Origin of the sequence: Caulobacter sp. 73W (assembly GCF_041021955.1) — a bacterium.
In the GTDB taxonomy this organism is placed as follows: Bacteria; Pseudomonadota; Alphaproteobacteria; order Caulobacterales; family Caulobacteraceae; genus Caulobacter.
In genome coordinates this window covers 3,165,693-3,179,605 of record NZ_CP158375.1, presented here as the reverse complement: position 1 = coordinate 3,179,605, position 13,913 = coordinate 3,165,693, and the positions used below count along the sequence as shown (strand labels likewise).

Genomic DNA, 13,913 nt, shown 5'->3' with positions numbered 1-13,913 from the left:
AAGCGGACGCCATGATCCCTCGTTATTCCCGCCCGCAAGCCGCCGACATCTGGTCTCCGCAGACGAAGTACCAGATCTGGTTCGAAATCGAGGCCCACGCGGCCGACGCCATGGCCGAACTGGGGACCATCCCCAAGGCGGCCGCCGCGGCCATCTGGGCTGGCGGCAAGGACGCGGTGTGGGACAGCGACCGCATCGACGAGATCGAGCGCACCACCAAGCATGACGTGATCGCGTTCCTGACCCACGTGTCGGAGATCGTCGGTCCCGAAGCGCGCTTCTTGCACCAGGGCATGACCAGCTCCGACGTGCTGGACACCTGCTTCGCCGTGCAGCTTTCGCGCGCCACCGACCTTCTGCTGGAAGACGTCGACCTGGTCCTGGCCGCCCTGAAGCGCCGGGCCATGGAACACAAGATGACGGTCTGCGTGGGACGCAGCCACGGCATCCACGCCGAGCCGATCACCTTCGGCCTGAAGCTGGCCGGCTATTACGCCGAGTTCCAGCGCGCCAAGGAGCGCCTGGCGATGGCCAAGTTCGAGATCGCCACCTGCGCGATCAGCGGCGCCGTCGGCACCTTCGCCAATGTCGATCCGCGCGTGGAGCAGCACGTGGCCGACAAGATGGGCCTGGCGGTGGAGCCGGTCTCGACCCAGGTGATCCCGCGCGACCGCCACGCCGCCTATTTCGCGGCCCTGGGCGTCGTCGCCTCGTCGATCGAGCGCCTGGCCACCGAAATCCGCCACCTGCAGCGCACCGAAGTGCTGGAAGCCGAAGAGCCGTTCGATCCTGGTCAGAAGGGCTCGTCGGCCATGCCGCACAAGCGCAACCCGATCCTGACCGAGAACCTGACGGGCCTGGCCCGCCTGGTCCGCTCGGCCGTCGTGCCGGCGATGGAGAACGTCGCCCTGTGGCATGAGCGCGATATCAGCCACTCGTCGGTCGAGCGCGGCATCGGCCCCGACGCCACCATCCACCTCGACTTCGCCCTGCGCCGCCTGGCCGGGGTGATCGAGCGCTTCAACATCTATCCCGACAACATGGCCAAGAACCTCGACAAGCTCGGGGGCCTGGTCTTCTCGCAGCGAGTTCATGCTGGCCCTGACGCAGGAAGGCGTCAGCCGCGAGGACGCCTATGCGGCGGTTCAGGGCAACGCCATGAAGGTCTGGCGCGGCGAAGGCCGTTTCATCGACTTCCTCAAGGCCGATCCGGTGGTCTCCAAGGCCCTGTCGGACAGCGTGCTCGAGGAGCTGTTCGACTTCGGCTATCACACCAAGAACGTCGACGTGATCTTCGACCGGGTGTTCGGGAAGGAATAAGGCCGATGGCCGCCGACCTGCGCCTCAACCCGGCTCTCGACTGGCGGCCCTACGCCGAGACCTTCGCCCGTGAGGGCGTGGTCCAGATTCCCAACGTCCTGACGCCGCAAGCGGCCGAGGCCGTGGCTCAGATCCTGGAGCGGGCCACGCCCTGGCGGCTAGCCCTGTCCAACGAGCGCGGGACCGAGGAGGTGATGGACCAGCCCACCCTGGCCCGCATGCCGCGCGAGACCCTGGCAGGCAAGGTGCAGGCCACGGTCCAGCGGGCGACCGAGAACTTCGCCTACGTCTATCTTTGCTACCCGATGATCAGCGGTCTGCTGGACGGCAAGGAGCCGGACCTGCCGATCCACGGCGTGACCGAATGGCTGAATTCGCGGGAATTCCTGGATTTCGGACAGAGCGTCATCGGCCGCACCGACATCACCAAGGCCGACGCCCAGGCCAGCTTCTATCGCCAGGGCGATTTCTTGTCGCTGCACGACGACACCGGCCAGGGCGAGCGTCGAGCCGCCTATACCCTGGGCTTCACCCGTCGCTGGCGGCCGGACTGGGGCGGCCAGCTGCTGTTCCACGACAAGGACGGCCAGATCGAGCGCGGCCTGACGCCGGGCTTCAATGTTCTGAGCGTGTTCAACGTGCCGCGCCCGCACTCGGTGGCCCCGGTGGCGGCCTATGCCGGCGCGCCGCGGCACTCCATCGTCGGCTGGCTGCGCAACGACCCGCCGTTCAAGGGTTAGGCCGATCCAGGCTGGAAACGAAAACGGCCGGCGCTGGTGCGCCGGCCGTCTTTTTTCAGCGGTGTCGCTAGAGGCTTAGGCGCCGGCGCGGATCTGTTCGCGGGCCACGGCCATCAGCTCGTCCATCTTCTGGCGAACTTCGCCTTCGGAGACGGCCAGGCCGGCGCCCTTCAGGTCTTCGAAGACCTTGCGCAGGACGTCTTCGTCGCCCGGCTGTTCGAAGTCCGACTTGACGACGGCCTTGGCGTATTCCTCGACGGTCGCCAGGCCCATCAGACCCGCGGCCCACTCGCCCAGCAGGCGGTTGCGGCGAGCGCCGGCCTTGAACTCCTGCTCGGCGTCCAGGGCGAACTTGCGCTCATAAGCCTGCTCGCGGTCGTCAAAGGTGGTCATGGGTATTCCGTAAAGCCTTGTTAAGGCGGCTCCATAGCCCGCGCCGGGGCGGGGAGCAATCGTAAGCCTTGCTCCCATTTCGTCGCGGTTTGCGCCGGACGCGCCATTCGGGTAATTTCCGCGCCGAAAATCGACCTGAGCGGCCTTGAGTCGGAGCCGCGCGCGCAGCAATCCCCGCCGCGCGCGCTTTTTATTTCCGCAAAGCGCCGCAGAACCCCCGTGGGGACCAAATGACCACCCGCCGCAAGAAAATCTACGAAGGCAAGGCCAAGATCCTCTACGAGGGTCCCGAGCCGGGCACCTTGATCCAGTACTTCAAGGACGACGCCACCGCCTTCAACGCCCAGAAGAAGGCCATCCTCGAAGGCAAGGGCGTCATCAACAACCGCATCAGCGAGTATGTGATGACGCGCCTGAACTCGATCGGCGTGCAAAACCACTTCATCCGCCGCCTGAACCTGCGCGAGCAGCTGATCAAGGAAGTCGAGATCATCCCGCTGGAGGTGGTGGTTCGCAACGTGGCGGCCGGCAGCCTGTCCACGCGCCTGGGCCTGGCGGAGGGCACCGCCCTACCCCGCTCGATCATCGAGTTCTACCTGAAGGACGACAAGCTGGGCGATCCGATGGTCGCCGAGGAGCACATCACGGCGTTCAACTGGGCCGCGACCCAGGAGATCGACGACATGATGGCCATGGCCCTGCGCGTGAACGACTACCTGTCGGGCATGTTCGGCGCGGTCGGCATCACGCTGGTGGACTTCAAGATCGAGTTCGGGCGCATCTATGAGGGCGACTTCAGCCGGGTGATCCTGGCCGACGAGATCAGCCCCGACAGCTGCCGGCTGTGGGACACCGCCACCAACGAAAAGCTGGACAAGGATCGCTTCCGCCGCGATCTGGGCAATGTCATCGAAAGCTACACCGAAGTCGCCCGTCGCCTCGGCATCATGAAAGAGATGCCGACGGTGATCCAGGGCGGCGTCCACTAAACGAAGATCGAAAGCGTACTCATGAAAGCCAAGGTCCACGTCTTCCTGAAGCCCGGCGTGCTCGACGTTCAGGGTAAGGCCGTCGAAGGCGCCCTGCACGGTCTGGGCTGGGCGGACGTCAAGAACGTGCGGGTCGGCAAGACCATCGAGTTCGACGTCGCCGACGGCGCCAACGCCGAGGCCGAGGTGAAGTCCATGTGCGAGAAGCTGCTGGCGAACACGGTGATCGAAAGCTACCGCATCGAGCTGGCCTAAGGGCCCGCAGCGGGCGGTCCTGGCGGCCGCCCGATCCGCCGCCCGTCGAATTTGCGACGAACGGCCCCTTCCCCTCAAGCTTCGCCGCACCATGTTCGCTGTTCGGCGATCGGCCGTCGACGAGGGGGATTTGCATGACCGCGACCTATGAGCTGGCCCAGGTCAACATCGGCCGCCTGAAGGCGCCGCTCGAACTCGCCCCTCATCAAGGACTTCGTCGACAACCTGGACCGCATCAACGCCCTGGCCGAGGCCTCGCCCGGCTTCATCTGGCGGCTGACGGGGTCTGGCGACAACGCCACCGACCTGTCGCCCTATGACGACCCGCTGATCATCCCCAACATGTCGGTCTGGAAGGACGTCGCCCATCTCGGCGCTTTCGTCTATCGTAGCGGCCACGTCCAGATCATGCGCCGCCGGGCCGAATGGTTCGAGCACATGGAAAACTTCCAGGCGCTCTGGTGGGTCCCCGCCGGCCATCGCCCCACGGTCGAGGAAGCCAAGGCCAGGCTCGAACTGATCGCGCGGACGGGCCCGACCGCCGAGGCCTTCACCTTCTGGAGCCCCTTTCCGCCGCCGGACGCGCAAGCCCCGGTCGAGGCGGTGCTGGACCGCTGCGCGTGACAGATTGGGCTACATCTCCAACGCTTACAGCAACTTAATTTGCGTAACGCCGTTCTTCGCGGCATTGCGACCCTTTACTCAATGGCTCTGAGGGGTTGCTATGAACTGGGGTCTTTTCGCGCTCACCGTATCGGCGGTCCTTTTCGCCGGATGGGTCGTGCTGGCGTTTCGCCGCCGTTGGTCGCCGGTGGGGCTGATCGCCTCCTTCGCCTGTCTTCTGGCGGCGGCGTTGAACTCCGCCGCGCCGTTCCGTGGAGCCATCGACCCGGCCTATATGGGCTACGTGTTCGGCTATCTCGCCGCCGACAAGGGGCTGGCGGTCACCCTGCTGGCCGGCCCGGTCCTCCTGGGCGGGGCGGCGGCGGCCTATATCGCCGTGACCCGCCGCACCGGACCGCTGCTGTGGGTCGTCTCGGCGGTCTGTGGATCACTCGCCATCATCCTGGGCGGCCCTTGGCTGCGCACCGCTGTCACTGATCCGGCCAGCAACAGCATCCAGTTCGGCGAATACCTGACCTTGCCAGGCCTGCTGTCCACGGCCCTGCTGTTCGTGTTGCTGATCCTGCCGTTCATCGCCGGCGCCATCTGGGCGGCCCGGGGCGCGGTGCGTCCGGCCACGGCTTGAGGCGTTCACTTCCGCGGCGCCGCGCAAGCTTCGCCGTGAACGCGCGGCGCTGATCTGCGTTTGCAGCCTCGTCGGCGGCATGCCGACGTTTGGGAGGCTGCATTCCGATGAGCGTCGCGCGTCGAGATTTTCTGTTCGGGGCGGGTGTCGCCATGGCCGCCGGCGCGGCTGTCGCGCAGGAAACCGCGGCGCCCGCCGCCGCCAGCACGCCCCCGGCGGCTGGACCAGACTGGACGGCGGTGCGCGGGCAGTTCCAGACCGCGCCCGACCAGATCAACATGAGCGCCATGCTGATCGCCACGCATCCCAAGCCTGTGCGCGCGGCGATCGACCAGTTCCGTCGCGAACTCGACTGGCGTCCGGTCACCTATCTGGAGGACAACAACCGCCGCCTTCAGGGTTATAGCCGCGCCGCGGCGGGTCGCTATCTGGGTGTCGAGGGCAAGCAGGTCGCCCTGACCGACAGCACGACCATGGGCGCGGCCCTGGTCTATTCGGGACTGAAGCTGCGGCCGGGCGACGAAATCCTGACCACGCATCAGGACTATTACGTCACCCACGAATCCCTGCGGCACGCCGCCGTGCGCAACGGCGCGCAGATCAAGCGCATCTCGCTCTACGACGACATCGACGCGGTGTCCGAGCCTCAGATGGTCGGCCGGCTGATGGGCGCGATCACGCCGCGCACGCGGGTGCTGGCCCTGACCTGGGTGCATTCCAGCACCGGACTGAAGATTCCCGTGGCGGCGATCTCCAACGCCCTGAAACAGGTGAACGCCGGCCGGCAGGAGCCGGACCAGATCATTCTGGTGCTGGATGGCGTCCATGGGTTCGGCAATCAGGACGCCGACATGAACAGTCTGGGCTGCGATATCTTCGTGGCCGGCTGTCACAAGTGGCTGTTCGGGCCGCGCGGCACGGGCGTCATCGCCGCCAACAACAAGGGCTGGGCCGCCCTGCGCCCGACCATTCCAAGCTTCGTCGACAGCAACGCCTGGGGCGCGTGGATCAACAACGGCCCCCTGCCCGACCAGGCCAACGGCGTGCTGATGTCGCCCGGCGGGTTCAAGGCGTTCGAGCACATCTGGGCCATCCCCGCCGCCGTCGACTTCCACGACCGCATCGGCAAGGCCAACGTCGCCAACCGCACCACGCAGTTGGCCAGCCAGTTGAAGGAAGGCCTGGCGGCCATGCCGCACGTTCGCCTGGTCACCCCGCGCCAACCCGGCCTGTCGGCGGGCATCGTCTCCTTCGACGTGGCCGGGCAGTCGGCGAACGAAACGGTCCATGCCCTGCGCCAGCGGCGGGTGATCGCCTCGGCGGCCCCCTACGCGGTGCAGCACGTGCGCCTGACGCCCAGCATCATGAACACTCCGGCCGACGTGGATGCGGTGCTTGCGGAGGTGCGGGGGCTGAAAGCGGTCTAGACGTCCTGACAGGCGGCGAGAACGGTGCTAAACGCCCGCGCCATGAAAGCCGCCGTCGTCGTCTTCCCCGGATCCAACTGTGATCGCGACTGCAAGGTCGCCGTCGAACGCTCCACCGGAGCGCAGGTGGACATGGTCTGGCACAAGGATACGTCCCTGCCGGACGATCTGGACCTCATCGTCCTGCCGGGCGGGTTCTCCTACGGCGACTACCTGCGCTGCGGCGCCATGGCGGTCCAGAGCCCGGTGATGCGCGAAGTGATCGCCGCCGCCGATCGCGGCGTGGCCGTGGTGGGCATCTGCAACGGTTTCCAGATGCTGACGGAGGCGGGGCTGCTGCCCGGCGCCCTGCTGCGCAACGAGAAGCTGAAATATATCTGCAAGCCGGTCGGCCTGGACATCGTCAACGCCCAGACCCGCTTCACCGCCGCCTTCCAGGGCCAGCGCGAAGCGACGATGACCATCGGCAACGGCGAAGGCAACTACTTCGCCGATGAGGAGACCCTGGACCGCCTGGAGGGCGAGGGCCTGGTGGTCTTCCGCTATCAGGACAATCCCAACGGTTCGGCGCGCGACATCGCCGCCATCATGAACCCCAAGGGCAATGTGCTGGGCATCATGCCTCACCCGGACCGGGCCTTCGAGCCGGAGCTGGGCTCGGCCGACGGCGCCCTGCTCTTCCAGAGCGTGATGAACAGCGTCTGATCCGTCGCCGGACAGACAAGAACAGAAAAAGGGCCGGAGCGGCTGCTCCGGCCCTTTTCCTTTTGGAACATCCGCGACCGCGTCTAGCGGTTGGCGTCGTCGCCCTGGCTGGTCTTGCCCGGCTGGATCGCGCCTGTGTCGAGCCCCTGGCTCAAGCCTTGTCCGGGCTGTCCGGCGCGTTCCTGGCCCTGCTGGTTCTGCTGGCCGGCATTGGACTGCTGCTGATTGCTCTGCTGCTGGTCCGGACGACGGTTCGGTTGGCTAGTGTTCTGCATCTTGGGTCTCCCTTTGATGAGCGCCCTCTCTACGGACGCAAGGAGCTAACGGACCCGAGTCAGGGGTGTTCCTAATGCGCAGCTGGCTTTCTTACGCAATGGCGCAAACGGCCGACCCGCGATAGAAGGCCGCCATGACCGCGACCGCCCAAAAATCCATGGCCGACACGGCCCTCGAATTCGGCCTCAAGCGCGAGGAGTACGAACTCGTACTCAAGCGGCTGGGTCGTGAGCCCAACCTCGTCGAGCTGGGCGTCTTTTCGGTGATGTGGAGCGAGCACTGCTCCTACAAATCCTCGCGCAAGCACCTGGGCAAATTCCCGACCACGGGACCCAAGGTGATCTGCGGACCGGGCGAGAACGCGGGCGTCATCGACATCGGCGACGGCCAGGCGGTGATCTTCAAGATGGAGAGCCACAACCACCCGTCCTACATCGAGCCCTATCAGGGCGCGGCCACGGGCGTTGGCGGCATCATGCGCGACGTGTTCACCATGGGCGCGCGTCCGATCGCCCTGCTGAACGCCCTGCGCTTTGGCGATCCGTCGCATCCCAAGACCAAGCGTCTGGTGCAGGGCGTGGTCGCCGGCATCGGCGGCTATGGCAACTGCGTGGGCGTTCCCACCGTGGCGGGCGAGACCAACTTCCACCCCGGCTACAACGGCAACATCCTGGTCAACGCCATGTGCGTGGGCCTGGCCGACGCCGACAAGATCTTCTACTCGGCCGCTCCGGCCGCGGGTCTTCCGGTGGTATATTTCGGCTCCAAGACCGGCCGTGACGGCATCCACGGCGCGACCATGTCCTCGGCCGAGTTCACCGAGGATTCGGAGGAGAAGCGTCCCACCGTCCAGGTCGGCGATCCCTTCGCCGAGAAGCTGCTGATCGAAGCGACCCTGGAGCTGATGGCCAGCGGCGCGGTCGCCGCCATTCAGGACATGGGCGCGGCGGGCCTGACCTCCTCGTCGGTCGAGATGGCCGGTAAGGGCGGCGTCGGCATCGAGCTGAACATGGACGCGGTGCCCCAGCGCGAAGAGGGCATGAGCGCCTACGAGATGATGCTGTCGGAAAGCCAGGAGCGCATGCTGGCCGTCCTCAAGCCGGGCCGCGAGGCCGACGGCTACGCCATCTTCGAGAAGTGGGGCCTGGACGCCGCCGTCATCGGCGTGACCACCGACACCGGCCGCATGATCCTGAAGCATCACGGCCAAGTGGTCTGCGACCTGCCGCTGGCCCCGCTGTTCGACGACGCGCCCCTCTATGACCGTCCCTGGGTCCAGCCCGAGGTCGGCGCCTTCATCGACCCGGCCAGCGTTCCGGCTCCGGCGAACTGGGAAGAGGCCGTCCTGAAGATCGTGTCGTGCCCCGACGTGGCCTCCAAGCGCTGGCTTTGGGAGCAGTACGACCGTCACGTCATGGCCGACACCATCGAGGACAGCGCCACCGGCGCCGATTCGGGCGTGGTGCGCGTGCATGGCGGCGAGAAGGGGCTGGCGGTCACCTCCGACTGCACCCCGCGTTACGTGCAGGCCGACCCGTTCGAGGGCGGCAAGCAGGCGGTGGCGGAAGCCTGGCGCAACCTGACCGCGGTCGGCGCCGATCCCATCGCCATCACCGACAACCTCAACTTCGGCAATCCGGAACGGCCCGAGATCATGGGCCAGATCGTCCGCGCCATCGACGGCATGGCCGAGGCCTGCCGCGAGCTCGACTTCCCGGTCGTGAGCGGCAATGTCAGCCTCTACAACGAGACCAACGGCGTCGCCATTCCGCCGACCCCGACGGTCGGCGCGGTGGGCCTGCTGGCCAATTACGACCTAGCCGCCAACTTCGCCTCCATGGGCGATGGCGACACCTTGATCGTCGTTGGCCAGAACAACGGCCACCTGGGCGCAAGCCTGTACCTTCGCGAGATCCTCGGCCGCGAAGAGGGCTCGCCTCCCCCGGTCGACCTGCAGCTGGAGCGCCGCACCGGCGACTTCGTGCGAGGTCTGATCCAGGAAGGCGCGTTCACCTGCGTCCATGACCTGTCGGACGGCGGCCTAGTGGTCGGCGCGGCGGAGATGGCCCTGGCCTCGGACGTCGGCGTGACCCTGAAGGCGACCTCGGCCGCCCACGCCCACCCGTTCCTGTTCGGCGAGGACCAGGCCCGCTACCTGATCGCCACGCCGGATCCGCAGGACATCCTGACCCGCGCCGAGGCCGCCGGCCTGCACGCCAGCGTGGTCGGCAAGGCGGGCGGCTACGACTTCGCGTCGGAAGGCCTGTTCTCGATCCCGCTGCCCAAGCTGCGCGACACGCACGAAGGCTGGATGCCCAAGTACATGGGCGCCTGACGGTTGCAGCTGCTGGTCAACATCGACGTCCCCGATCTGGAGGCCGCCACGGCCTTCTACCGCGACGGGCTGGGCCTGACGGTCGCGCGGCGGTTCGGGAAGATGGCGGTGGAGATGACCGGCGGCTCGTCGCCCATCTACCTGCTCAAGAAGGCCGCCGGCAGCGTCGGCGCAGCCGAGGACCGCCGGCGCTACGAGCGCCATTGGTCGCCGGTGCACCTGGACTTCATCGTCGATGACGTGGACGCCGCCAGCGCCCGCGCCGTGGCGGCGGGAGCCAAGGTCGAGCAGGCGGCGGAAGACACCCCCTATGGCCGCCTGGCCCTCTTCGCCGACCCGTTCGGCCACGGCTTTTGCCTGCTGCAGTTCACCGGCGCCGGCTACGACGCCATCGCGGACTAAGGAGATCACCCATGCCCATGCCCGCCGACGTTCTTGAAGGCCGCCTGCGCGCGGCGTTTCCCGACGCCGAGATCGTGATCACCGATCTGGCCGGGGACGGCGACCACTACAAGGCGCGCATTGTTTCCGAGCAATTCAAGGGCTTGCCGCGGGTGCGCCAGCACCAGCTGGTCAACAAGGCGCTGGCCGATGTGCTGGGGGGCGAGCTTCACGCCCTGGCCCTGGAGACCTCGGCGCCCGCGCAATAGCGCCGCGGCGTCTTGACCCGGAGCCCCTTGGCGCCTAGCTGAGGGGCTTGGAATTCAAGGATATTTTTCGATGACCGACGTCGCCGACAACGCCGTTCACGCCTTCATCGCCAAGACCGTGGCCGATAACCAGGTCGTGCTGTTCATGAAGGGCGTGCCCGAGCAGCCGCGCTGCGGCTTCTCGTCGGTCGTGGTTCAGATCCTCGACCACCTGGGCGTCGACTTCGTCGGCGTTGACGTGCTGCAGAGCGACGAGCTGCGCGACGGCATCAAGACCTTCACCGACTGGCCGACCATCCCGCAGCTCTATGTGAAGGGCGAGTTCGTCGGCGGCGCCGACATCGTCCGCGAGATGTTCCAGACGGGCGAGTTGCGCCCCTTCATGGCCGAACAGGGCGTGCTGGCGGCGTGAGCCGGGTGTTCGAGGCGCCAGCCGGCGCCTTTGCCCTGACTGTCACGGCGTCGCAGGCCGACATCGACGCCAACGGCCACGTGAACAACGTGGTCTACCTGCGCTGGGCGCAGGACATCGCCATCGCCCATTGGGAAGCCAACACCTCCGCCGAGGAGCGAGCGCCCTGGACCTGGGTCGCGCGCCGCCATGAGATCGACTACCGCCGCGAACTGCTGCCCGGCGACCTCGCCACGGTCATCACCTGGGTCGGCGAACTGAAGGGCCCGCGCTTCGAGCGCTATGTGCGCATCGACGGCCCCGACGGCGAGATGTGCGCCCAAAGCCGCACCGATTGGGCCCTGGTCAACATCGAGACCCGCCGCCCCGCCCGCGTCCCCGACTGGATGGTGGAGCGGTTCACGCTCTAGGAACGGCCGATCGGATTCAACAGGAAGATCGAGGCGCCAGGCCGCAGCCCAAGCTCTTCACTGCTGTAGATGACCTCCACCTCGCCGCCCATCTCCTTGCAGCCGTCCACCTTCCGGCGGGCGAAGGCGATGTAGGCGACGCCGTTACGCATCTCCACGTGAAAGGCGATGTCGGCCTTGGTGGTGCAGCCGCTGGAGTCCATGCGGATCGATACCCCACCCGGCCCGCTGCTGGCGGCGTGGAGCGGCTCCAGGGCCTGGAAAATGATGTCCGACGTGCCGATCGGCGACACGGGCGCCGCACGCCGCGTCGTGGCGCAGCCGGCCAGGGTCAATGCGCCCAGAAGGATCAGGCTGCGGCGGTCCATCAACTCCCTCTCTCTACCCGTGGGAGTTTAATTTGCTCGCTCGCGGCGCCGCCAGCATCCTCGCGGCCATGCGCACAATTCTTTTCGCACTCGGCCTTCTGGCCGCCGCTTCGGCCACGGCTCAGGCCCAGACCGTCAAGGGCGGCATGGCCGTCGCCGAGATCCGCAAGACCAAGACGGACATCCGCGTGTCCGGCAAGCGGGACGAGGAGAAGGGCCTGCCGCTGCGGACCGACACGGTCATGTACGGGGCGTCCCTGACCAAGTTCGCCTTCGCCTACATGGCCATGCAGCTGGTGGACGAGGGCGTGATCCAGCTGGACTGGCCCATCGACCGCTATCTGAAGAAGCCCCTGCCCGACTACGAGAAGTACGCCGATCTGAAAGGCGACGAGCGGTGGCGCAAGCTGACCCTGCGCATCCTGCTCAGCCACACCACGGGCTTCGCCAACTTCCGCTTCGTGGAGCCGGACGAGAAGCTGCGCTTCCACTGGGAGCCTGGGACCCGCTACGGCTACTCCGGCGAGGGGATCAACCTGGCCCAGTTCGTTCTGGAGGAAGGCCTGGGCCTCGACGTGGGCCAGGAGATGCAGCGGCGGGTGTTCGACCGCTTCGGCATGACGCGCACCAGCATGACCTGGCGCGCCGACTTCGCCGACAATGTCGCCCAGGGCTACACCCGCGACGGCACGCTGATCCCCCACCGCAAGCGCGGCTCGACCCGGGCGGCGGGCTCGATGGATACGACGCCCGCCGACTACGCGCGCTTCGTGGCCGGCTTCATGCGCGGCGAGGGCCTGTCGCCCCACGCCCGGGCGGAGATGCTGAAGCCGCAGATCGCCATCACCTCACGAAGCCAATTCCCCACCCTGTCGGACGAGAAGGCGCCCGCGGGGACGGTTGGCCTGGGCCTGGCCGCGGGATTGGGGGTGGTGGTCTATGACGGGCCCAAGGGCCGGGTGTTCTTCAAGGGCGGGCACGACGACGGCACGGACAACGTGCTGATCTGCGACGAGGCGGCCAAGCGCTGCTTCCTCGGCTTCGGAAACACCAACGAGGCGGCGCTCCATTACCCGCTCCTGTCGGAGAAGGCGCTGAAGCTGAAGACCTTCCCCTGGTGGTGGGAGTACAGCGCCAAGCCGCAGGGGTTCAACTAGCCCTTTAGCGCCCCGCGAAGGGGTTCATGACCCGCACCTCGCCGCCCGGCTCAAGGCCCAGCTCGGCGAAGGTCCAGGTCAGATCGGCGGTCGAGGCGATCAGGGAGCGGCAGCGGTCCTCGGTCTTGCGCGCGAATCCGATCGTCGCGCGGCTACCGTCCTTGCGGACCACCGTGGTGAAGTCTGCCTTCTTGGTGCAGCCGCTGGAGTGCATCCGCGCCATCACGGAATCCCGCGTGACGACCACGGCCATCAGGCGCTCCATCTCGTTGTCGGCATCGACCGAGATGCGGACATCGGGATTGTCCTTGGCGTCGATCATCACGCAGCCGGCGGCCAACGGCGCGACGGCCAGGACCGAGGCCAAGACGGCGAACTTCATCTTCCTCATCGAACAGCCCATCCCCTGACTTTAATCAGAGTCGTTCGCGATCCCCGCCCTTGTCCAATGAACAAGCGGCAATGTGTGTGAACTCCGGCCGCTCGCCAGTGCAGGCAGGCATGGAAAAGGGGCCCCGGTCGCCCGGAGCCCCTTCCTGAATTTCGAAGTTCGAGGTCGGCTTCTTACGAAGCGTAGAATTCGACCACGAGGTTCGGTTCCATCTTCACCGGGTACGGCACTTCGGCCAGTTCCGGGGCGCGGACGAAGGTCACCGACATCGTCTTGGAGTCGAAGGTGATGTAGTCCGGCAGATCGCGTTCCGACGACTGCAGGGCTTCCAGCACCAGGGCCATGTTGCGCGAACGCTCACGCACCGAGACCACGTCGCCGGCCTTCACACGGTAGGAGGCGATGTTGACGCGCTTGCCGTTCACCAGGACGTGGCCGTGGTTGACGAACTGACGGGCGGCGAACGGGGTCGGCACGAACTTGGCGCGGTAGACGACGGCGTCCAGGCGCGATTCCAGCAGGCCGATCAGGTTTTCCGAGGTGTTGCCCTTGCGGCGGGCGGCTTCCTCGTAGGTACGGGCGAACTGCTTTTCAGTCAGGTTGCCGTAGTAGCCCTTCAGCTTTTGCTTGGCGCGCAGCTGCAGGCCGAAATCGGAGATCTTGGACTTACGACGCTGGCCGTGCTGGCCGGGGCCGTACTGGCGCTGGTTCACCGGGGACTTCGGACGGCCCCAGATGTTTTCGCCCATACGGCGGTCGATTTTGTACTTGGCGCTATGGCGCTTGGACATGCTTGTCTCTTCTACTCGACACGGGCCGGCGCACTTCCCAATTGA

18 protein-coding genes and 1 pseudogene are annotated in these 13,913 nt (G+C 66.7%); 14 read left to right on the top strand and 5 right to left on the bottom strand.

Going from position 1 to position 13,913, the window contains the following annotated elements; genetic code table 11:
* Nucleotides 1-11 precede the first annotated feature (11 nt).
* Together purB and ABOZ73_RS15140 are read left to right on the top strand one after the other, a co-directional pair.
* Nucleotides 12-1,320: pseudogene (purB, locus tag ABOZ73_RS15145) on the top strand (adenylosuccinate lyase).
* Between the two features lie 5 nt (nt 1,321-1,325).
* Nucleotides 1,326-2,060 carry a 2OG-Fe(II) oxygenase family protein gene (locus ABOZ73_RS15140; RefSeq protein WP_369058968.1) on the top strand — a complete coding sequence of 245 codons (735 nt, stop codon included), beginning with the start codon at nt 1,326-1,328 and terminating at the stop codon, nt 2,058-2,060.
* Nucleotides 2,061-2,135: 75 nt separating this feature from the next.
* Here the strand turns inward: ABOZ73_RS15140 and ABOZ73_RS15135 are convergent, their stop codons facing one another.
* Nucleotides 2,136-2,453 (bottom strand): DUF1476 domain-containing protein, encoded by a 318-nt coding sequence (locus ABOZ73_RS15135; protein WP_369058967.1) that lies wholly within the window; start codon nt 2,451-2,453, stop codon nt 2,136-2,138.
* 230 nt (nt 2,454-2,683) lie between these two features.
* Between ABOZ73_RS15135 and purC the strand changes: the two genes are divergently transcribed.
* The 6 genes from purC (at nt 2,684) to purQ (ending at nt 7,078) form a co-directional block, all read left to right on the top strand.
* The gene (gene purC / locus ABOZ73_RS15130) at nt 2,684-3,442 is read left to right on the top strand and encodes a phosphoribosylaminoimidazolesuccinocarboxamide synthase (protein ID WP_277786974.1); all 759 of its coding nucleotides are present in this window, start codon (nt 2,684-2,686) and stop codon (nt 3,440-3,442) included.
* 21 nt (nt 3,443-3,463) lie between these two features.
* A complete protein-coding gene (gene purS / locus ABOZ73_RS15125) occupies nt 3,464-3,697 on the top strand; it encodes a phosphoribosylformylglycinamidine synthase subunit PurS (protein ID WP_369058966.1) in 234 nt (77 codons plus the stop codon).
* A 204-nt stretch (nt 3,698-3,901) separates the two neighbouring features.
* The gene (locus ABOZ73_RS15120; protein ID WP_369062557.1) at nt 3,902-4,321 is read left to right on the top strand and encodes a DUF3291 domain-containing protein; all 420 of its coding nucleotides are present in this window, start codon (nt 3,902-3,904) and stop codon (nt 4,319-4,321) included.
* A 100-nt stretch (nt 4,322-4,421) separates the two neighbouring features.
* Entirely contained in the window at nt 4,422-4,946 is a 525-nt protein-coding gene (locus ABOZ73_RS15115; RefSeq protein ID WP_369058965.1) for a hypothetical protein, read from the top strand.
* Between the two features lie 107 nt (nt 4,947-5,053).
* On the top strand, nt 5,054-6,373 hold the full coding sequence (locus ABOZ73_RS15110; protein ID WP_369058964.1) for an aminotransferase class V-fold PLP-dependent enzyme: 1,320 nt from the start codon (nt 5,054-5,056) through the stop codon (nt 6,371-6,373).
* A 42-nt stretch (nt 6,374-6,415) separates the two neighbouring features.
* Nucleotides 6,416-7,078 carry a phosphoribosylformylglycinamidine synthase subunit PurQ gene (gene purQ, locus ABOZ73_RS15105; RefSeq protein ID WP_369058963.1) on the top strand — a complete coding sequence of 221 codons (663 nt, stop codon included), beginning with the start codon at nt 6,416-6,418 and terminating at the stop codon, nt 7,076-7,078.
* Between the two features lie 83 nt (nt 7,079-7,161).
* On the opposite strand, the gene ABOZ73_RS15100 is transcribed toward purQ, so the two are convergent.
* Nucleotides 7,162-7,353: a hypothetical protein gene (locus tag ABOZ73_RS15100; RefSeq protein WP_369058962.1), complete on the bottom strand. Its 192-nt coding sequence runs from the start codon at nt 7,351-7,353 to the stop codon at nt 7,162-7,164.
* A 134-nt stretch (nt 7,354-7,487) separates the two neighbouring features.
* Here ABOZ73_RS15100 and purL point away from each other — a divergent pair, with 134 nt between their 5' ends.
* The 5 genes from purL to ABOZ73_RS15075 all read left to right on the top strand — a co-directional run bounded on the left by purL (nt 7,488) and on the right by ABOZ73_RS15075 (nt 11,161).
* On the top strand, nt 7,488-9,689 hold the full coding sequence (purL, locus tag ABOZ73_RS15095; protein ID WP_369058961.1) for a phosphoribosylformylglycinamidine synthase subunit PurL: 2,202 nt from the start codon (nt 7,488-7,490) through the stop codon (nt 9,687-9,689).
* Nucleotides 9,690-9,692: 3 nt separating this feature from the next.
* Nucleotides 9,693-10,091, top strand: a complete 399-nt coding sequence (locus tag ABOZ73_RS15090; RefSeq protein WP_369058960.1) for a VOC family protein — start codon at nt 9,693-9,695, stop codon at nt 10,089-10,091.
* A gap of 11 nt (nt 10,092-10,102) precedes the next feature.
* On the top strand, nt 10,103-10,339 hold the full coding sequence (locus ABOZ73_RS15085; protein ID WP_369058959.1) for a BolA/IbaG family iron-sulfur metabolism protein: 237 nt from the start codon (nt 10,103-10,105) through the stop codon (nt 10,337-10,339).
* A gap of 70 nt (nt 10,340-10,409) precedes the next feature.
* Complete coding sequence (gene grxD, locus ABOZ73_RS15080) at nt 10,410-10,751, top strand: Grx4 family monothiol glutaredoxin (RefSeq protein ID WP_369058958.1); 342 nt, start codon at nt 10,410-10,412, stop codon at nt 10,749-10,751.
* Nucleotides 10,748-11,161 carry an acyl-CoA thioesterase gene (locus ABOZ73_RS15075; protein WP_369058957.1) on the top strand — a complete coding sequence of 138 codons (414 nt, stop codon included), beginning with the start codon at nt 10,748-10,750 and terminating at the stop codon, nt 11,159-11,161. The genes grxD and ABOZ73_RS15075 overlap by 4 nt, the downstream gene beginning before the upstream one ends.
* On the opposite strand, the gene ABOZ73_RS15070 is transcribed toward ABOZ73_RS15075, so the two are convergent.
* Entirely contained in the window at nt 11,158-11,529 is a 372-nt protein-coding gene (locus ABOZ73_RS15070) for a hypothetical protein (RefSeq protein ID WP_369058956.1), read from the bottom strand. The two genes, ABOZ73_RS15075 and ABOZ73_RS15070, sit on opposite strands and share 4 nt — an antisense overlap.
* 32 nt (nt 11,530-11,561) lie before the next feature.
* Here ABOZ73_RS15070 and ABOZ73_RS15065 point away from each other — a divergent pair, with 32 nt between their 5' ends.
* Entirely contained in the window at nt 11,562-12,686 is a 1,125-nt protein-coding gene (locus tag ABOZ73_RS15065; RefSeq protein WP_369058955.1) for a serine hydrolase domain-containing protein, read from the top strand.
* Between the two features lie 4 nt (nt 12,687-12,690).
* Here ABOZ73_RS15065 and ABOZ73_RS15060 read toward each other — a convergent pair whose 3' ends face one another.
* Both ABOZ73_RS15060 and rpsD read right to left on the bottom strand, forming a co-directional pair.
* Nucleotides 12,691-13,077: a hypothetical protein gene (locus ABOZ73_RS15060; protein WP_369058954.1), complete on the bottom strand. Its 387-nt coding sequence runs from the start codon at nt 13,075-13,077 to the stop codon at nt 12,691-12,693.
* A 173-nt stretch (nt 13,078-13,250) separates the two neighbouring features.
* The gene (gene rpsD, locus ABOZ73_RS15055; protein ID WP_369058953.1) at nt 13,251-13,868 is read right to left on the bottom strand and encodes a 30S ribosomal protein S4; all 618 of its coding nucleotides are present in this window, start codon (nt 13,866-13,868) and stop codon (nt 13,251-13,253) included.
* Nucleotides 13,869-13,913: the final 45 nt, after the last annotated feature.